Origin of the sequence: uncultured Aggregatibacter sp. (genome assembly GCF_938046485.1) — a bacterium.
GTDB lineage: Bacteria > Pseudomonadota > Gammaproteobacteria > Enterobacterales > Pasteurellaceae > Aggregatibacter.
Map to the genome: position 1 here is coordinate 12,844 of NZ_CALIWN010000018.1, position 19,460 is coordinate 32,303.

Below are 19,460 nucleotides of genomic sequence, written 5' to 3' on the forward strand. Positions count from 1 at the left end.
AATTTGATAGATAAATTCAACGCCCCTTCTTTGGGGCGTTTTTATATAATCCGTCCTCATAAATACTAAGGTTATTATCATGCTTGAAGTCAATAATAAACACATCGAAACCGATGCTTCGGGTTATTTGCTCAATATTGATGATTGGAATATCGAAGTCGCGCAAGCCATTGCGAAATTAGAGAATTTGGAATTAACCGATGCCCACTGGGAAATCATTCATTTTGTGCGGGCGTTTTATCAGGAATACAAAACCTCACCGGCTATTCGTATGTTGGTAAAAGCCACAGCACAAAAACTGGGGGAAGACAAAGGCAATAGCCGTTATTTACAACGTTTGTTTCCTGACGGTCCGGCAAAACAAGCAACCAAATTAGCCGGGTTACCCAAACCGGCAAAATGCCTATAACTCATTTGCGAATTATTTGCATTTGAAAAATAAAAGAATATAATTCACCCTGCAACTTATGTTGTTATTTTTTACTAAAACTTTTCAAAGGAGAAAAACATGCGTTTATTCGCGACATTAATCAGTGTGCTTGCATTAAGTTTAGGCTCTAGCTTGGCTTATGCAAAATTTAAAGTCGTTACCACCTTCACCATCATTCAAGATATGGCGCAAAATATCGCCGGTGATGCGGCTACCGTGGAATCAATTACCAAACCGGGTGCTGAAATTCATGATTATGAGCCGACCCCAAAAGATATTGTGAAAGCACAATCTGCCGATTTAGTCTTATGGAACGGTTTAAACCTTGAGCGTTGGTTTGAAAAATTCTTCCAAAACGTGAAAGATAAACCGGCGGTTGTTGTGACTGAAGGGATCGAACCAATGTCCATTAATGAAGGTCCTTATACCGGCAACCCAAATCCGCACGCTTGGATGTCCCCTTCCAATGCATTGATTTATATTGAGAATATTAAAAATGCGTTGGTAAAATACGATCCGCAAAATAAAGAAACATACGAAAAAAACGCCGCACTTTATGCACAAAAAATCAAAGAGTTGGATAAACCGCTTCGTGAAAAATTAGCACAAGTGCCGGAAGCTCAACGTTGGTTAGTTACCAGTGAAGGCGCTTTCAGCTATCTCACCCGTGACTATGGTTTTAAAGAAGCCTATTTATGGCCGATTAACGCAGAACAACAAGGTACGCCGCAACAGGTTCGCAAAGTGATTGAAACCGTTAAAGCCAACAACATTCCGGTTGTATTCAGTGAAAGCACTATTTCACCTAAACCGGCAAAACAAGTGGCGAAAGAAAGCGGTGCAAAATACGGCGGCGTACTTTATGTGGATTCCCTTTCCAATAAAAATGGCCCGGTGCCGACTTATGTCGATTTGTTAAATACCACCGTGTCCACTATCGTAAAAGGATTTGAAAAATAATGTCATCGAATATTGCCTCGATCTGTGTTGAAGACGTGACCGTTCGCTATAACAACGGCCACACCGCCATCCATAATGTCTCCTTTCACTTGGAAGGTGGCACCACCTGTGCCCTCGTGGGCGTAAATGGTAGCGGAAAATCGACCTTGTTTAAAAGTCTCATGGGATTGATTCATCCGCAACGAGGCAATATTAAGTTGTGTCATTTACCAATTAAACAGGCATTAAAACAAAACCTGGTCTCTTATGTGCCTCAATCGGAAGAAGTGGACTGGCAATTTCCGGTGTCTGTTTATGATGTGGTGCTGATGGGACGCTATGGCTACATGAATTTCTTGCGCCGCCCAAGTGAAACCGATAAGCAAAAAGTGCAAGAAGCCATGCAACGGGTGAATATTGAGCACCTTGCCCATCGTCAAATTGGCGAACTTTCCGGCGGGCAGAAAAAGCGCGTATTTTTAGCTCGCGCACTTGCCCAACAAAGTAAGATTATTTTACTGGATGAACCTTTCACCGGCGTGGATGTGCAAACCGAAAATGCCATTGTTGATTTACTCGGGCAATTACGCAACGAAGGGCATCTTATTTTGGTCTCCACGCATAACCTTGGTTCCGTACCGGATTTTTGCGATCAGGTGGTGATGATTAATCGCACGGTCATCGCCGCCGGTTCAACAGAAACCACGTTTAATCAACATAACTTAGAATTGGTCTTTGGTGGCGTATTGCGCCACATTAAGTTACTTGGTTCAGATTTGCACGATGATGAAGATCCACGTGCCGTTACCGTCCTTACCGATGATGAGCGCGCGGCAGTGTTCTATGGAAAAACCAAAGTCGATCCACCAGCGCCAATTGTAAAACATTGCAAATCAGAGGAAAAACCGTAATGTTAGATCTCTTACTGGAACCTTTTTCCTATGATTATATGGTGAAAGCCATTTTGCTCAGTTCTGCCGTGGGCGGTGTCTGTGCTTTTTTGTCTGCTTATTTAATGCTGAAAGGTTGGTCGCTCATCGGTGATGCCCTTTCCCACTCGGTTGTCCCCGGTGTTGCCATCGCTTATGCGCTTTCCCTGCCTTATGCATTAGGCGCTTTCTTTTCCGGTATCTTAGCTGCCGTGTCTATTTTATGGGTGAAATCCATTACCAAACTGCGGGAAGATGCGGTTATCGGCTTCATTTTTACCACTTTTTTTGCGCTTGGTTTGTTGATCATTTCCCTCAATCCAACCTCCGTCAACGTGCAAGATATTGTGTTAGGTAACATCCTGGGTATTGCGGATGAAGATATACTTCAAGTGGCAATCATCATTGGCATCAGCCTAATCTTATTACTCATTTTTTGGAAAGATCTGTTATTAATTTTCTTTGATGAAGTCCATGCCACTTCCGTAGGTCTCACACCAATTTATTACAAAGTGCTGTTTTTTACGTTGCTGAGTGCCTGTGTCGTTGCCGCCTTGCAAACCGTTGGGGCGATTTTAGTCATCGCTATGGTGATCACGCCGGGTGCCACCGCTTATTTGCTTACTGATCGCTTTAAAACCCTTGCCATGATTGCCGTTATCCTAGGCATTCTTTCCAGCGCGATTGGCGTTTATATCAGCTATTTCTTGGATGGCGCAACAGGCGGCGTTATTGTTTGTATTCAGACCGCACTTTTCCTGTTGGCTTTTATTTTTTCGCCAAAATACGGCTTAATCCTCCAGCGTAAACCAATCACGAAAGAAGAGGTGCAACAATGAACGCTATTTATCAATGGTTCACCGAGCCTTTCGCCTATCCCTTTATGCAAAACGCGTTGTTCACAGCACTATTGGTCTCCGTTATTTGCGCCATGCTCTCCTGCTATTTAGTATTAAAAGGTTGGTCGTTAATGGGCGATGCCATTTCTCATGCCGTTCTGCCGGGTATTGTGGTGGCGTTTTGGTTAGGATTGCCCTTAGCTATCGGTGCCTTTGTTGCGGGTTTAACCTGTTCTGTTTGCGTAGGTTATTTAAAAGAAAACAGTCGTATTAAAGAAGATACCGCCATGGGGATTGTCTTTTCAGGCATGTTTGCGCTCGGGATTGTCTTGTTTAGCAAAATTGAAACGGATCAACATTTAACCCATATTTTATTTGGTAACTTGCTTGGCGTAAGCGATGCAGAAATGTTGCAAACGCTCGTCATCAGTGCGGTCGTTTTTTTGGTTGTTTTTTTACGTCGAAAAGATTTTTTACTTTATTGTTTTGATGCTACGCAAGCTAAAATCGTTGGCTTATCGCCTCGACTTTTGCATTACAGCTTGCTGATTCTCCTTGCTTTAACCATCGTCAGTGCCATGCAAGTGGTCGGCGTGATCTTAGTCGTTGCGATGCTTATTTCACCAGGTATTACCGCCTTTATTTTAACCAAGCGCTTTGAGCATATGATTACCATTGCCTTGGCAACCTCTATCAGCACCAGTATCTTCGGGACGATTATCAGCTATCACATTGACGGTGCGACAGGCCCTTGCATTATTTTGTTACAAGCAGCGGTATTTTTAACCGCACTTATTTATAGCAAAATCAAACTGCGTTTCAGTGTAGCACTTGAAACGCCGTAAATTCTTTTTCGCCAAGATAATTTTCCGAGAAGACATTGTCCACGATAGCCGTACGAGGACCGTGTTGTAACCAAGCATCTAAGGCGTCAATTTGACTTTCCGAACCGACGGCGACCACCTCAACGGAGCCGTCGGCAAGATTACGCACAAAGCCCGTTACGCCGATTTTCAGCGCATATTGCCAAGTAAAATAACGAAACCCAACACCTTGTACATGGCCGTAAATACGAAAGCGTTTTTTGATCATCAGCTTTCTCCTTAAAATGTGCGAAAAATACAAAAACTCACGCCTAACACGTATTTTTTATTTTCATTTTTCGCTAATTTGGCATAGCATACAAACTACGCTTTATTTTATAGAGTGTCATCTAATTTTAATGAATGTTCTTCAAAACAGGAGTAAATATGAAATTTCGTTTCGCTGCATTAGCTGCAACATTTTTAGCCAGTACGGCGAGCTTTGCCGGCGTAGTCACCGGTTCATCGAATATTGATTTTTTAGCCATTGATGGTCAAAAACCGGCTAAATCCATGTTAAAAGAGAATCATGCATTTAACGTGAATGATACACAAAAACACCAAGTGGTTGTGCGAGTATCCGAAATTATTCAAAGCGGTTCTGACCGTGTTTTGTTTGAGTCTGATCCGATCGTTGTGGCATTTCAGGGAACCCCTGATGATATCGTTATTTCTGCGCCTCGTTTACAAAATGAACGTGATGTAAATGCATTTAAACAGGCACCGATCATCAGCGTAAAAACGCCATCCGGAAGAGATGTTGCGAATCAGCAAGAATATTTAAAACAAGAAGGTTTCTTCCCTTCAGTGAGCTTAATCAAAGACTTAAGTGAATATAACGCCTCTGGAGCGCCTGCTGCGGTGGCGGCCTTTGCCGGTACAGCGCCAGCTGCAGTGGCTGTTGGTGGCACTGCCGCAGCCGGTAAAGTCAACAAAGGCAAGGTAACATTACAAGGTGAAAATGTGGCAGAACAAATGTTGCAATATTGGTATCAACAAGCCGATAAAGAAACTCAAGCACGTTTTATTGATTGGGCGAAAAAACAAAAATAATCGGTGATTTCTTCTCATTCATTGATGTCCGAAAAGTGAGCTTGTTCGCTCACTTTTTATTTTAGGAGCACTTATGCAAACGACCTATCGCACATTGTCGGCGAATAAACACATTGCCTTAGTGGCGCATGACCACTGTAAAGCGGATTTGATAAACTGGTGTAAAACGCACCGCACTTTATTAGCACATCATACCCTGTATGGCACCGGCACCACAGGGAGTCTCATTCATCGCGAAACCGGTTTAATTGTGAATAGCTTACTCAGTGGCCCAATGGGCGGGGATCAACAACTCGGTGGCTTAATCGCTGAAAATAAAATTGATTTAATGATTTTCTTTTGGGATCCGATGAATGCTGTGCCGCATGATCCGGATGTCAAAGCGTTAATGCGCATTGCTACCGTTTGGAATATTCCGGTTGCTATGAATATGGCAAGTGCCGATTTTCTAATTTCTTCGCCATTTTTTAACGACACCTGTGATATTCGTATTCCTGACTATCAAGGTTATTTAAACGAACGCTTAAAATAGATATTGTTATGAATTTGAGCCTGATTTTAAATATTCTCAATTTTGTCCTTGGGGGATTCGCGACAACCTTAGGTTGGCTATTCGCTACCCTCATGAGTGCCGTCTTGATCGTTACATTGCCTTATACGCGTAGTTGTTGGGAAATTTGTAAAATGTCATTGGTTCCCTTTGGCAACGATTTGATTCATGTGAAGTATTTAGAACCCAAAAGTGCGGTGGGAAATTCTCTCGGATCGTTACTCAATGTTGTCTGGTTCATTCTTTTCGGTTGGTGGCTGTTTCTTGCTCATGTTTTTTGTGGCATTTCTCAATGTCTAACCATCATCGGTATCCCAACCGGCTTGGCGAATTTCCATATCGCCAGAATTGCGTTATTTCCTGTGGGGCAACGGGTTGTTCCTAAAGCGATGGTGGATTTGATTCGTCAACAACACGCAACGCAATATGATCGTTTTTATAAGTAGTCTTAAGGATTTCGCATGAATCACTGGTTTAATGCAAAAGTGATTGCCTCCATTCCGATTTTTATTGCCGTCAATTTGGCGGTGATTGCCATTTGGTATTTTGATATTTCCGAGCAAAGTATGCCCTTGGTCTTGGGCATTATTGCCGGCGGTTTGGTGGATTTAGATAACCGATTAACCGGTCGAATCAAAAATGTATTTTATACGCTGCTCGCATTTTCAGTTTCTACCATCAGTGTGCAGCTGAGTATCAACCATAATTTCCAATTTATGGTGTTGATGACGGCGATGACCTTTGTTTTCACGATGATTGGGGCAATCGGACAACGTTATAGCACCATCGCGTTCGGCACGTTGGTTGTGGCGCTATACACCACACTGACGTATTTGCCGGAAACCGTGTGGTATATGAATCCATTAATGATTTTGTGCGGAACATTGCTTTATAGCGTAACCACCCTTTGTGTGCATTTATTTTTTCCTAACCGTCCCGTACAGGAAAGCGTTGCAAAATCGTTTATTGCGTTAGCCAATTACCTTGATGCGAAAGCCACTTTTTTTGATCCTGACGATATTGAGCAAATTGAAAATAAGCATATCGCCATGGCAATGAAAAATAGTGAACTGATAAGTGCATTTAATGAGACGAGAACGGCGCTGTTTTATCGTATCCGAGGACAACACCGCCACAGCCGTACGACCAAAATGATTCGCTATTATTTCTCTGCGCAAGATATTCATGAACGCATCAGCTCTAATCATTTTGATTACCAAACCCTTGCGGAACACCTGAAAAATACCGATTTAATTTTTCGTATTCAACGCTTACTGGAACTCCAAGCCCAAGCTTGCCGTGATATTGCGCTAAGTTTGCAACAAAATAAAACCTACCGTTATGACCTGCGTTTAGAAAAAGCCATTAACGGATTAAATCAATCGTTCGAGCTTTATAGTAATAGCCATATTGAAGAAACCGAAAATCTTATCAATCTCCAAACATTATTGGATAATTTAAAAAGCGTTGACTATCAATTACGTCATATTGATCAAGAAGTGAACGAGTTGGAACAAACAGATACGGCTCAAATTTATACGGAACAAATTACCGGCTTTAAAAATATCCTGCTTGCCCTGCGTAGCCACTTTAATTTCAATTCGCAACTCTTTCGTCATGCGGTGCGTTTGTCGATTGTGGTGTTTATTTGTTGCACCATCGGCGAATTTTTGCCGTTAGATCGGGCGTATTGGGTGTTATTAACCGCTGTTTTTGTTTGTCAGCCCAACTACACGGCCACTAAACTGCGTTTAAAACAACGCATTGTCGGCACCATTCTTGGCGTCATTCTGGCATCACTTCTGCCTTATGCGAATCCGACACTGGAGTTACAATTAGGTTTAATCGTGCTGACCAGCACGCTCTTTTTCTTTTTCCGTACCAATAATTACAGCTTTTCCACCTTCTTCATTACCTTACAGGTTATTTTCAGCTTTGATGTGATGGGATTTAATGTGGAACAAGCCCTTTATTCTCGCGTGATTGACACCCTGATCGGGGCGACCATTTCTTGGTTTGCCGTATCTTACTTATGGCCGGATTGGAAGTATTTGCAGTTGGATAAAGTTAGCCGTCAGGCAATCAAAAGCGATGCGAAATATTTGTTGTATATCATCAGTCAATTGCAGTTCGGCAAAGGCGATAACTTGAAATACCGCATTGCCCGCCGCTATGCCCATGAATATGCTTCGGCATTAAGCGCTACCATCTCTAATATGAACCATGAGCCGAAAAAATATCAGGCGCATTTGCAGGCAGGATTCGAGCTTTTAAAAATTAACTATTCTCTGCTGAGTTATATTTCTACGCTAGGGGCTTACCGCAGTAAAATGAAACAAATGCAACAAAGCACCTTTTTCTTGGCGGAATTTTATCCTGCAGCGAAGAAAATTATTTACATTTTAGAGCATATTGAACAACTTACACCGATGGTTTTCGAGAAATTACAAAATAACATTGAAGTGAGTTTAAAACAGGCACAAAGCCATTTAGAAAAAAATCATAAAGTGGCACAACTGCAAGGACACATTCCAATGCAGCAACTTAGCATGATCAACCAAATTTTACCGCCGCTTTACCATGCTGTTCATAAATGTTGTTAAACATCAATCAGGATCAAAATGGCTGCTTCACCGCCCCATTCCTTTGGGGCTTGGTGCAATGCTCGCACTTTCGGGTGTTGCACTAGCCAACGGGGAATCTGGCGTTTTAACGTATAAGTGCCGTAACCTGTCATGATACTGGCGCAATAAAGATGCTCTTTCTCGCAGGTTTGAATTAATGCCGCCAGCTCTAATTTTGCCTGTTCACGCGTTAAGCCATGCAAATCCAAAAAAATCTCCGGTGAAAAATCGCCACGCCGTAATTGTTTCAACAAATGGGAATCTTCATTTTCACGCAAATATTTGACCGCACTTTCCTCATTTAGCAACGGCTCATATTCATCAGAAAAATAAAATAACGTGTCCTGTTGTTCACGCTGTTCTTTTATCGTTGCTTGTGCTTTCTTTTTATGGGGGCGTGCAGCCACAAAAGTATCCTGTTTTAACGGTTTCACGCCTTTTATTTCAGCACGAAACAGGGAAATTGCTTCCTCATCTAACATTTCGTTTCCTCTTTCAAATATGGTATAACTACGCGCAATTTTAACATTGATACGAGCAAATCATGAACCCAATTACCTTTAATCAGGAACTTATTGACGATATTTATTCCGCCAATGTGCAAGAAGACTTGCATACGATCAAAGATTTCCTACGTTGGTGCTACAGCACCTTCAATCGTGCCGACATTTACTACGGACACGGCTATGACAATGCTTGGGATGAAGCACAACAATTGGTCTTAGCTACCTTGCACCTACCGCCGGATTTCCCAAGCGAATTGTATGACACCCGACTCACGACAGCAGAAAAGCTCGAAATCATCCGTTTGGTCATCACCCGTATTGAAAAACGCATTCCTGTCGCTTACTTAATTCACCGTGCTTGGTTCTGCGGCTTAGAGTTTTATGTGGATGAACGTGTGATCGTTCCTCGCTCTCCCATCAGCGCCTTGATTGAACAAGGATTCGCCGGCTTATTAACACGTGAACCGCAACGCATTTTAGATATGTGTACCGGCAGCGGCTGTATTGCGATCGCCTGTGCGGAGCGCTTTCCTGAAGCCGATGTGGATGCCGTTGATCTCTCTTTTGATGCGTTAAATGTTGCCGAAATCAACATTGAACGCCACAACTTAACGCATCGCGTCTTCCCGATTCAGTCGGATTTATTCTCCCGTTTATTGGAAGAACAGTATGATCTCATTGTCACTAACCCACCTTATGTGGATCTAGAAGATCTCTCCGATATGCCGGAGGAATTTCACTACGAACCGGAAATGGCTCTCGGCTCCGGCAATGATGGGTTAACTATCACCAAAGAAATCCTACGCCTAGCGCCGAATTACTTAGCTGACGATGGTGTATTAGTCTGCGAAGTGGGCAACAGCATGGTACATTTAATTGAACAATTCCCACAAGTGCCGTTCAACTGGCTTGAACTCGCCAATGGCGGCGTGGGTGTATTTGCCTTAACCAAAGCCCAATTGCTTGAACATCAAGCGTCATTTGCTTAAGGTGCCTATTTTATTTAGATAAAGCGAATGACCGGTAAATAGCCGACCATTAAATCCAATGGGCGACTGCCGGTCATGGTATTTTTTCTGTTTTCGATAAAAAATCTTGATGTCATGGCTTTTTCACCATGATTAAAGAAAATTTCCACAATAGAACGATCAAAGAATATTTCTACGGTTTGTAGGTTTGCGATTTCACAAAATCGCTTACTGCCGAATGTTTCCATGAGTTCGGTTTGCTCGCTTTGGCTGCGATCTAAGCAAATTACGCCGTTTTTATAAGAAAGACGCAAGGATTGTCCTTTGTCATTTTGGAAGAAGGTTAAGTCAAAAGCTTGGTTATTCGCCTCAAATTTGACATAGGCACGATCTAAATCCGCAATCTCGGCTTTTCCATCAAGATGAAACGTTGAAAGTGCGGTCAAATTTTCATAGATTTTTGTAATCGGGCGTTGATAGATTTTAGCGCCTTCTAAGCGTAATTCTCGCGGCAAGGTTAAGGCAGAATGCCATTTGAATTTGTCTGTCGGATAAGTTAAATCCGGCAAACCGATCCAGCCGAAAAGTACAGCATGGGTTTTATTCTCTAAACCGGCAAAAGTTTGCGGCGCATAGAAGTCAAAGCCTTGATCCAACTCGCCGATATATTCCGCGTCAAAGGTTAACTCCGTTAATTTCCCCACCGCATAAGTCGCATGGTAATTATTTTGGAATTGATGCGCTTCACGATCTTTGCCCTGAGGCGACCAAATAAACACATCTTTATCGCCCAGTTTCAACAAATCAGGGCATTCCCACATAAACACATTGGTATTATCAAACGCAGGCAAGGAAAGCTCACCTAGCAAACGCAGCGTATCTTCAAGATCGTCCATTTCAAAAATAATCGCCGCGCCGGTGAGATTTTCCCGTTGTGCACCGCAGATAAAACGGATTTTACCGTTTTCAGTGAAATAAGGTTTCGGATCGCGAACGTGTTCCGTATAGCCTTCAGGCGCATGTTCAATTAATGGACGCTTGCTGAGCAATTTTCCATCAAGATCGAAAATGGCTAAATTTTGGAACGGGATACGCTGATTATCACTAGGACGACGGGTGTTGCCGGTATAAAACATGGCTAATTTATCACCGACTTTTAACGCGCCACCGGAATAACAGCCGTGAGATTCAAAAAGCTCACAAGGAATGAGATCGTCAGCAGATTGATAATGTTGGAAATCTTTAGTGATTAAATGCTTCCAATGTTTCATACCGTGTATGGCATCAAAAGGAAACCATTGATAAAAAAGGTGGTATTTCTCACCATCAAAGATGAGGCCGTTAGGATCGTTCATTAGTCCGGTGGGTGGCGCAATATGAAAGTGCGGTCGAAAATCCTTGTCTTTTTGCACGGTTTGCGCAATGTCCGCAAGTTCACCGGATTCTGCCGCAAGGATACTTTTGTATTTGCCATTGTTAAAAATCTGCATGGGATTTCTCCGTTTGGACGGGGGAGGATTATCGTGAGAAAGCTAAATATCACGCGACGCTGTTTGGTGAAAATAAATCATTTAAAAGCGTGAGTTAGTTCACAAATTTGTAAATAAGCGTTTGCGTTGTTAGGTGGCGTTGAGTATGCTTAACCCTATAAAAACAAGTGCTATAAAAATAGCCAAACATATTTTGCTTTCCGAGTAGTGCCTCTGTGAGGCACTTTTTTTTGCTTAATAAACCGTGATTATCATGGAGATCTATTGCATTTATGTTCATAAAACAAAGCCTGCTCGGTGTTGAGCAGACTTTGATCTCACTTAAAGTAAATTGCTGATAAAAATGACCAAAATAATAAATGGTACGACAAATTTCACATAGTTAAACCAAAGTTTGGTAAAAGTAGAATCTGGCGTTGGAGACAGTTCTTTTTTTGCTTCGTCTTTTAACACGAAACCCACGAAAAGCGCGCAACCAAGTGCGGTAAGCATAAACAGAATATTGCCACTGACGAAATCAAAGGCATCGAAAATGCTTTTGTCGAAGAAGGTGACATCTTTCCAAAGATTATCCCCTAAAATAGACGGCACGTTGCCCAAGAGAAAAATTCCGCTGAGCGTTAGAATAATGGCTTTGCTACGGCGCATTCTGAGTTTTTCTTGCAAGGCTGTAATGATCACTTCGTAAATGGTGATAGATGTTGTTAAAGCAGCGATAAGCAATAAGCCAAAGAAGATAATTGCAAAGAATTTACCTGCCCATAAATGGGAGAATACGATTGGCAAACTTTGGAATACCAATGTTGGGCCGGCATTCGGTTCAATGCCAAAGGTAAACAAGGACGGGAAAATCATAAAGCCGGCTAACACGGCAATAATGGTGTTAGTGAAGCCGGTGATTACCGCTGTCTGGATCAAGTTCTCTTCTTTATTTAAGTAGCTGGAAAGGGTGATTAATACGCCAAAACCTAAGCTTAAAGCGAAGAAAACTTGTCCCAACACGAACACAAATAATTTGGGGGTAATTTTAGAAAAATCCGGTTTGAGGTAAAAGGTGATGCCTTCCATTGCCCCCGGCAAGGTAATATTACGAATAACCATGCCAATCAAGAAAATAAACAGCAATGGCATTAAGTATTTCACAGAGCGTTCAATACCACCGATAATGCCTTTTGCCAAAATAATGTAATTGACGAGTACAAAAAGTGCGGTGTAAATAATGATTTCAACCGGGCTGTTACTGATGTGTAAATCGTAGAAATCTTTTGCGACATCTTTGGTGATGGGCGTAGAAATATCAAGCGTACCGCTGATGAGATTAATGATATAGGTAATCACCCAGCCGCCAAGTACCATGTAATACGCCATGATCCCGAACGCACCGAGAAGCCCCATATAACCAAGCAGTTTCCAATATTTAGAAATTCCTTTGCCTTTATCTAAAATTTTATCGCCAAAGGCATCAATGGAGTTGACCCGTAAACGACGGCCAATCACGTTTTCTACTAAAATCATTGGAATACCAATGACAATCATCGCAATGCAAAATAGCAAGACATAGGCACCGCCACCGTTTTCTCCCACTAAATAGGGAAAGCGCCATGTTGCGCCAAAACCGACGGTTGCGCCGGCAACGGTAAGCACATAAGTTAAACGATTGGACCAGGTTTGTCGTTCTAATTTTGGTGTTGTCATAAGTTTTCCTGTATTTTTAATATTCTGTTTTATTTTTATATTCGCACAAATCTTCAATGATGCACGCACCGCAGCGAGGTTTGCGCGCTACGCAAGTATATCGTCCATGCAAAATTAACCAGTGGTGTACATCCACCTTAAATTCGGCAGGAACCACTTTTATCAATTTTTCTTCGACTTTCACCACATCTTTGCCGGGCGCAAAGCCGGTACGGTTACAGACGCGAAAAATATGGGTATCCACGGCGATAGTCGGATGTCCAAATGCGGTATTTAATACCACATTGGCCGTTTTTCTTCCTACGCCGGCAAGGGCTTCTAACGCTTCGCGATCTTCAGGCACTTCACCGTGGTGTTTTTCAATTAAATCACGGCAGGTTTTGATGATATTTTCTGCTTTGCTATTAAATAGACCAATCGTTTTGATGTATTCTTTCAAGCCATCCACGCCCAATGCCAAAATTGCCTGCGGTGTATTGGCAACAGGAAAGAGTTTATCTGTCGCTTTATTTACTCCTTTGTCAGTGGCTTGTGCTGACAAAATCACGGCGATCAATAATTCAAAGGGCGAGCTAAAATTCAGTTCCGTGGTTGGGTGCGGATTGGCAGCACGCAGACGTCTTAGAATTTCAATTCTTTTTTCTTTATTCATTATTTTTTACTGTCTATGATATTTTTTAACGCTAATAGCAACGCTAAACCGATAAATGCACCAGGGGGCAAAATTGCCAGTAGCAGGTTACTGTCATTATGGAAAAATTCAATACGCATAAATGTTGCCCAGTTGCCCAATAAGTTTTCGATGCCGTCAAATAACGTACCGTTTCCGATAGCTTCACGTAGGCCACCTAATGCGACCAAGCCACATAACATCCCTAACCCCATGGAAAAACCATCAAAGGCAGAATGGGCGATGCTGTTCTTTGAGGCAAAGGCTTCCGCCCGCCCGATCACAATACAGTTGGTCACAATCAGCGGAATAAAAATACCGAGTGATTGGTAAAGTGGGTAAGTATAAGCATTCATCAGTAACTGCACCACAGTAACCGTCGTGGCAATGATCATGACGTAAATCGGAATCCGAATTTCGTTGGGAATATGTTGACGAAAAATCGATATGACCGTATTGGTACAGGTGAGTACCAGCATGGTGGCTAACCCCAAACCCAGGGCATTCGTTGCCGTATTGGACACAGCAAGTAGCGGACACAATCCCAGCAATTGCACTACCGTGGAGTTATTCGTCCAAATACCTTGAACGAAAATGGTTTTCCAAATGCTTTTTTCATTTGAAATTGTCACCGCACTTTTATTTTCGACAGATTGGCTTTCTGCCGAAGTTTCAGTTATTTCATCTCGTTTATCCATTATTCTTTCTCTTTCGGTAAATTATCCAACATCGCCAGTGCAGCCCGTTTTACTTGGTTGACCACAGCGCGTGGCGTGATTGTCGCTCCGGCGAATTGATCGAATTTACCACCGTCTTTTTTGACTGCCCATTCTGGCGCTTTCTCTTGGCTGATGACTTGATGATCAAAGCTCAAAATCCAATTGGAAATACGCGTTTCGATTTTATCGCCCAAGCCCGGCGTTTCATGGTGTTCCGTAATGCGCACACCAAGCACTTCGCCGTCCGGCTTCATGCCAACTAAAATACGAATATCACCGGAGTAACCGTCATGCGCCACGCTTTCAAAAGCATAAGCGGTGATTTTGCCGTCTTTTTTTGCCATACAGATTTTCTGAATATCCACGTTTTGTAAAGCGTGGTTTTTCGGCGTGTAGCAATCTTGCGTTAAATCATTCGTAAAATAGTCCTGTGGAATCACTTGTAATAATAACGCCCGTTGTTGCGCTTGCATTGCCTGATCGATTTTATCTTTCGTGAGAAAATAAACGCCGCTCGAAATTGCTGTGCAACAAAATGCCACAAAAGCCAATAACACGCCGTATTTGGAGGTGATTTTGATTGCTTGCATGATGTCTCCTTATCCGCGATGACCGGCGACCCGTGGACGGGTGTAATGATCGATTAATGGCACGCAAATGTTGCTGAGCAAGACGGCAAATGCCACGCCGTCAGGGTAGTTGCCATAAAACCGAATTAAATAAACGAATAATCCCACCAATGCACCAAATACCAATTTGCCTTTCGGCGTAATCGAAGCCGTAACCGGATCAGTGGCGATAAAGAATGCGCCGAACATCATGGCACCGCTGAAGAGTTGGCTTGCCGTGCTTAAGTGACCACTCGTTGAGAAGAGTTCGGTTAACAGACTCAAAAGGGTAAAGCTGCTTAACATTGCAACGGGAATGTGCCAGTGAATGGCTTTTTTCAGGATTAAGAAAATTCCCCCCAGTAAAAAGGCGAAATTGATTTGCCACCAACCTTGCGCAAAATCCCAACCGTTTTGGGTAAATATCGGTAATTTCACTAAGTCGGCATAAACCGAACTGATATTGCGATCGGAAGCCTGTGTGGCGTAAAACAATTTCGTGGTATCCAGTGGCGTGGCTTGTGTCATGCCGTCAATGGAGGCGGTTAATTGGTGTAAGCTAAAACCATCGGTGGTTAAACCATGAAAAATCAATTGTAAGGCATCGGCAAAGGTTGGTGGTTCCGGCAGAAGTTGAATCGCCGGCATCCAAGTCGTCATTTGCAATGGGAATGAGGTCAACAACACTACATACCCTACCATAGCAGGGTTAAAGGGATTTTGCCCTAATCCGCCATAAACGTGCTTGCCCAAAATCACCGCACAAAATGTGCCAATAAGAATAATCCAATAAGGCGCATAAGGCGGAATCGCCACCGCAAGAATCAGTGCGGTCAAAATTACACTCAAATCGGAAAGGTAACTCAAGGTCGGTTGTTTGCGCAAAAAAGTCACCAACAATTCCAGCACCAAAGCAAAACTGATTGCCAAGGCGGCTTGAATCAGCACGCCAACGCCGAAGTAATGCACTTGTAATGCAATCGCCGGCAGTATGGCTAGCATCACCCAAAGCATAATTCGCATGGTGAGTTTTCCCGAATGAGTATGGGGTGAACTGATCATCTTAAACATGGGTGATTCCTTAATGCTGTTCATTTTGTTGGGCTTGCTGCGCCGCTTTTTTCGCTTTAGCACGCGCGATAGCCGCGGCAATAGCGGCTTTGCACGGATCCGAGTCTGCCGGATTTTCATCTGAAATTTGAACCGCACTTTGAGCTGTTGCCGGTTCGGTAGAGGCTACGGTTTCCCCTTGCTGCGCCGCTTTTTTCGCTTTAGCACGTGCGAGCGCGGCTGCAATGGCAGCTTTGCGCGGATCCGTTTCCACAGGTTTTTCATCTGAAATTTGAACCGCACTTTGGGTTGTTTCAGGTTCGGTAGAGGCTACGGTTTCCCCTTGCTGCGCTGCTTTTTTCGCTTTAGCACGCGCGATCGCAGCAGCAATCGCAGCTTTGCGCGGATCCGAGTCTGCCGGATTTTCATCTGAAATTTGAACCGCACTTTGAGCTGTTGCCGGTTCGGCAGAGGCTACGGCTTCCGCTTGACGGGCTAATCGGCGCGCCTTGCGTTGCGCCATGATGTCGCGATTGTCAGGCTCAATATGGCCTTTTTCATCAATAAGGTTTTTTTGCTCAACTGGCGCATTTTCTGCAGACTCGGCTTTTTTCGCTTTTAAACGTTCTAAGGCAGCGGCGACCGGATCAACACCTTTTTGCTGTGCTAATTCTTCACGGCGTGCTGCGGCAGCGCGTTGAGAACGCGCTTTTCGCTCTTGTTCTTCCCGTTCTAGGCGGGCTTGGCGTTGTTCAAAACGGATTTTCGCCTCTTCAGCTAATTTTGCTTTATGTTTGATTTCCCAAATTTTGGCTTTTTCTTGGCGGAAATATTGAATAAGCGGAATGTGGCTTGGGCAAACATAGGCGCACACACCACATTCAATACAGTCTTTGAGAGAATATTCTTCCGATTTTTCGTGATTTTCGCTTCGCGCAAACCAATAGAGTTGCTGCGGCATCAGTTTTACCGGGCAAGCATCGGAGCAGGCAGAGCAGCGAATACAGCTTTTTTCCGGTTCCGGTGGCGCATATTCAAAATGATCCGGTGCCAATAAGCAGTTTGCCACTTTGGTCATCGGCGCATTTAAATCAGGTAGAATGACACCCATCATTGGACCGCCCATAAAGACGGGGAAACGGTCGTCATATTGGTAGCCGGTTTCACGCAATAAATGAGAAATCGGGGTGCCAAAGCGTGCCCAATAATTGCCTTTGTTTGGAATTTTATCACCGGTGAGGGTAACAACGCGCTCGATTAAAGGCTCATCATCAAGTACGGCGCGTTTAATGGCAAAGGCAGTTCCCACGTTTTGCATGAGCACGCCAATGCTGGAAGAGCGTTGTCCGCTTGGCACTTCCATACCTGTTAGCACTTGAATGAGTTGTTTTGCCGCACCGGACGGATATTTTGTCGGAATGATACGGATGTCAATGTCATTTGCGCCATGTAAAGCGTGTTCCAAGGCGGATACGGCTTCAAGTTTATTGTCTTCTACGGCGATAACGACTTTTTCAGGGCGCAAAATATAACGCAAAATACGCACGCCCTCGATGATTTCATCGGCACGATCGCGCATTAAGCGATCATCGCAGGTAATGTAGGGTTCACATTCTGCACCGTTAATAATCAGCAGTTTGACATGTTTTTCAGCCGAATGAATTTTCGCCGCAGTGGGGAATACCGCGCCACCTAAGCCGGCGATGCCTGCTTGATAAATTTTTTCAATGAGCTGTTCCCGCGTTTGGGTGAAAAAATCCTCGATTGGCATTTGTGGACGCCATTGATCCAAGCCGTCTGCTTGAATATGTACGCAGGTTTCTGTCAGCCCGGATGGATGTGGCGCGACATAAGGCGCGATATCAATCACTGTACCGGAGGTGGGTGCATGAACAGGTAAACTTTGCAAGCCATCGCCTTGTGTCAGAGGTTGCCCTTTGAGAACCTGATCTCCGGGTTTGACTAACAAGTTTCCTGCACGACCGGCGTGTTGTTTTATCGGCACATAAAAATCATCGGGCAGAGAGAGTGTGCGAATGGGCGTACTATTAGATTGGGACTTCATATCCGGCGGGTGAATACCACCGTCAAATTCCCAAAGTTTGCCACTGTTAAAACGTGTTAATACATCCGCCATTTATTTCCCCACAATGATTTTCTTCTCTGCCGATGTGGTATCAACAATCGGAATCACTAGATTAGGATCGAATTTCCAATCCCAAGTATCAATATTTTTTTCGACTTTAATCATGGAAATACAGCTGGTCGGGCAGGGCGCAACACAAAGCTCACAGCCGGTACATAAATCAGGAATAATCGTGTGCATGAGTTTATTGCTACCGATAATGGCATCTACCGGACAAGCCTGAATGCATTTGGTGCAGCCGATACACATATTTTCATCAATAAAGGCGACTTTCGGCGCAGGATCTTCGGCTAAATTATCGGTCTCCGGCGGTTCAACGCCAAGCAATTCGGCGATTTTAATGACAGTGGGTCTGCCGCCCGGAATACATTTGGTAATCACATCACCGTTGGCAATGGCTTCAGCATAAGGTCTGCAACCGGGATAGCCACATTGGCCACATTGGCTTTGCGGTAAAATCGCATCGATTTTTTCGACAATGGGATCTGCTTCGACTTTCAGTTTTACGGATGCAAAGCCCAAAATGGCGCCGAAAATCAGCGCCAATACAACAATGGCAATGAGAACATAATAGAAAGTCGCCATTATAGTTTCACCAATCCGGTAAAGCCCATGAACGCGAGAGACATTAAGCCTGCCGTAATCAAGGCAATAGAGGCACCACGAAATGGCATCGGCACATCAGCGGCAACCAAGCGTTCACGCAATGCAGCAAATAAGACTAAAACTAAGGCAAAACCGGCAGAGGCACCAAAGCCGTAAGCCACCGATTCTGTTAAATTATGCGCAAGATTCACGTTTAACAACGCCACGCCAAGCACGGCACAGTTGGTGGTAATAAGTGGCAGGAAAATGCCCAGTAAACGATATAAAGTTGGGCTGGTTTTGTGAATCGCCATTTCAGTAAATTGCACCACCACGGCGATGACTAAAATAAAAACGAGTGTACGTAAAAATGTTGCGTTTAATGGCGCGAGAATATAATTATCCACTAAATAGGAGCAAAGCGCCGCCACTGTCAGCACAAAGGTTGTTGCCAAGCCCATGCCGATAGCGGTTTCGATTTTTTTTGAGACGCCCATAAAAGGGCAGAGTCCGAGAAATTTGACCAGCACGAAGTTATTAATCAATGCAGTGCCGATGATCAGTAGAATGTAATGTGTCATAGCGTTCAATTCGTTCTTGTGAGCTGTCTATTATCGTCATTTCTGTTGTGAAGAACAATAAAAAAATCAGTACAGCAGCGGAACGAATTTTAACAAAACTGACCGCACTTTTTGATACGCCGAAAAGCGTATTTTAAAAGTGCGGTGGATTTTTCAGCCGTTTTATTATAGCCAGCCAAAGTCTGGCTATAAAAACCATACGCTATGCGTATGGA

General features: G+C 43.5%; 21 protein-coding genes. 10 read left to right on the plus strand and 11 right to left on the minus strand.

What is annotated here, in order from left to right:
* Positions 1-79 precede the first annotated feature (79 nt).
* The 5 genes from Q0203_RS02070 (at position 80) to Q0203_RS02090 (ending at position 3,982) form a co-directional block, all read left to right on the plus strand.
* A complete protein-coding gene (locus Q0203_RS02070; RefSeq protein ID WP_109127751.1) occupies positions 80-409 on the plus strand; it encodes a TusE/DsrC/DsvC family sulfur relay protein in 330 nt (109 codons plus the stop codon).
* Positions 410-508: 99 nt separating this feature from the next.
* On the plus strand, positions 509-1,390 hold the full coding sequence (gene afeA, locus Q0203_RS02075; protein ID WP_297929155.1) for an iron ABC transporter substrate-binding protein AfeA: 882 nt from the start codon (positions 509-511) through the stop codon (positions 1,388-1,390).
* Positions 1,390-2,280: an ironABC transporter ATP-binding protein AfeB gene (afeB, locus tag Q0203_RS02080; protein WP_297929157.1), complete on the plus strand. Its 891-nt coding sequence runs from the start codon at positions 1,390-1,392 to the stop codon at positions 2,278-2,280. The genes afeA and afeB overlap by 1 nt, the downstream gene beginning before the upstream one ends.
* On the plus strand, positions 2,280-3,137 hold the full coding sequence (gene afeC / locus Q0203_RS02085; protein WP_297929159.1) for an iron ABC transporter permease subunit AfeC: 858 nt from the start codon (positions 2,280-2,282) through the stop codon (positions 3,135-3,137). Before afeB ends, afeC begins: the two co-directional genes overlap by 1 nt.
* On the plus strand, positions 3,134-3,982 hold the full coding sequence (locus Q0203_RS02090) for a metal ABC transporter permease (RefSeq protein ID WP_297929161.1): 849 nt from the start codon (positions 3,134-3,136) through the stop codon (positions 3,980-3,982). The genes afeC and Q0203_RS02090 overlap by 4 nt, the downstream gene beginning before the upstream one ends.
* Here Q0203_RS02090 and Q0203_RS02095 read toward each other — a convergent pair.
* A complete protein-coding gene (locus tag Q0203_RS02095; protein WP_297929162.1) occupies positions 3,957-4,229 on the minus strand; it encodes an acylphosphatase in 273 nt (90 codons plus the stop codon). The genes Q0203_RS02090 and Q0203_RS02095 overlap by 26 nt on opposite strands.
* 158 nt (positions 4,230-4,387) lie before the next feature.
* On the opposite strand from Q0203_RS02095, the gene Q0203_RS02100 reads away from it, so the two are divergent.
* The 4 genes from Q0203_RS02100 (at position 4,388) to yccS (ending at position 8,206) form a co-directional block, all read left to right on the plus strand.
* The gene (locus Q0203_RS02100; protein WP_295973948.1) at positions 4,388-5,053 is read left to right on the plus strand and encodes a DUF2057 domain-containing protein; all 666 of its coding nucleotides are present in this window, start codon (positions 4,388-4,390) and stop codon (positions 5,051-5,053) included.
* Between the two features lie 73 nt (positions 5,054-5,126).
* Positions 5,127-5,585 carry a methylglyoxal synthase gene (gene mgsA / locus Q0203_RS02105; protein WP_021616599.1) on the plus strand — a complete coding sequence of 153 codons (459 nt, stop codon included), beginning with the start codon at positions 5,127-5,129 and terminating at the stop codon, positions 5,583-5,585.
* Between the two features lie 8 nt (positions 5,586-5,593).
* Positions 5,594-6,049: a YccF domain-containing protein gene (locus Q0203_RS02110; protein WP_297929165.1), complete on the plus strand. Its 456-nt coding sequence runs from the start codon at positions 5,594-5,596 to the stop codon at positions 6,047-6,049.
* 15 nt (positions 6,050-6,064) lie between these two features.
* Complete coding sequence (gene yccS, locus Q0203_RS02115; protein WP_295973941.1) at positions 6,065-8,206, plus strand: YccS family putative transporter; 2,142 nt, start codon at positions 6,065-6,067, stop codon at positions 8,204-8,206.
* On the opposite strand, the gene smrB is transcribed toward yccS, so the two are convergent.
* Entirely contained in the window at positions 8,203-8,709 is a 507-nt protein-coding gene (smrB, locus tag Q0203_RS02120) for an endonuclease SmrB (protein ID WP_297929167.1), read from the minus strand. The two genes, yccS and smrB, sit on opposite strands and share 4 nt — an antisense overlap.
* Before the next feature lie 62 nt (positions 8,710-8,771).
* Between smrB and prmB the strand changes: the two genes are divergently transcribed.
* Positions 8,772-9,722, plus strand: coding sequence for a 50S ribosomal protein L3 N(5)-glutamine methyltransferase (gene prmB, locus Q0203_RS02125; protein WP_297929169.1), 951 nt, complete (start codon positions 8,772-8,774; stop codon positions 9,720-9,722).
* A 14-nt stretch (positions 9,723-9,736) separates the two neighbouring features.
* On the opposite strand, the gene Q0203_RS02130 is transcribed toward prmB, so the two are convergent.
* The 9 genes from Q0203_RS02130 to rsxA form a co-directional block, all read right to left on the minus strand.
* Positions 9,737-11,191 (minus strand): glycoside hydrolase family 32 protein, encoded by a 1,455-nt coding sequence (locus tag Q0203_RS02130; RefSeq protein ID WP_297929170.1) that lies wholly within the window; start codon positions 11,189-11,191, stop codon positions 9,737-9,739.
* A 321-nt stretch (positions 11,192-11,512) separates the two neighbouring features.
* Complete coding sequence (locus tag Q0203_RS02135) at positions 11,513-12,886, minus strand: sodium-dependent transporter (protein ID WP_297929171.1); 1,374 nt, start codon at positions 12,884-12,886, stop codon at positions 11,513-11,515.
* 16 nt (positions 12,887-12,902) lie between these two features.
* Positions 12,903-13,538, minus strand: coding sequence for an endonuclease III (gene nth / locus Q0203_RS02140; RefSeq protein ID WP_297929173.1), 636 nt, complete (start codon positions 13,536-13,538; stop codon positions 12,903-12,905).
* Positions 13,538-14,254 carry an electron transport complex subunit E gene (locus Q0203_RS02145; RefSeq protein WP_297929175.1) on the minus strand — a complete coding sequence of 239 codons (717 nt, stop codon included), beginning with the start codon at positions 14,252-14,254 and terminating at the stop codon, positions 13,538-13,540. The genes nth and Q0203_RS02145 overlap by 1 nt, the downstream gene beginning before the upstream one ends.
* Entirely contained in the window at positions 14,254-14,865 is a 612-nt protein-coding gene (rsxG, locus tag Q0203_RS02150; protein ID WP_297929177.1) for an electron transport complex subunit RsxG, read from the minus strand. The genes Q0203_RS02145 and rsxG overlap by 1 nt, the downstream gene beginning before the upstream one ends.
* A 9-nt stretch (positions 14,866-14,874) precedes the next feature.
* Complete coding sequence (gene rsxD / locus Q0203_RS02155) at positions 14,875-15,954, minus strand: electron transport complex subunit RsxD (RefSeq protein WP_297929179.1); 1,080 nt, start codon at positions 15,952-15,954, stop codon at positions 14,875-14,877.
* Positions 15,955-15,964: 10 nt separating this feature from the next.
* The gene (rsxC, locus tag Q0203_RS02160) at positions 15,965-18,070 is read right to left on the minus strand and encodes an electron transport complex subunit RsxC (protein WP_297929181.1); all 2,106 of its coding nucleotides are present in this window, start codon (positions 18,068-18,070) and stop codon (positions 15,965-15,967) included.
* Positions 18,071-18,664: an electron transport complex subunit RsxB gene (gene rsxB / locus Q0203_RS02165; protein ID WP_209364544.1), complete on the minus strand. Its 594-nt coding sequence runs from the start codon at positions 18,662-18,664 to the stop codon at positions 18,071-18,073.
* Positions 18,664-19,245 (minus strand): electron transport complex subunit RsxA, encoded by a 582-nt coding sequence (gene rsxA, locus Q0203_RS02170; RefSeq protein ID WP_209364546.1) that lies wholly within the window; start codon positions 19,243-19,245, stop codon positions 18,664-18,666. Before rsxA ends, rsxB begins: the two co-directional genes overlap by 1 nt.
* Between the last annotated feature and the right edge of the window lie 215 nt (positions 19,246-19,460).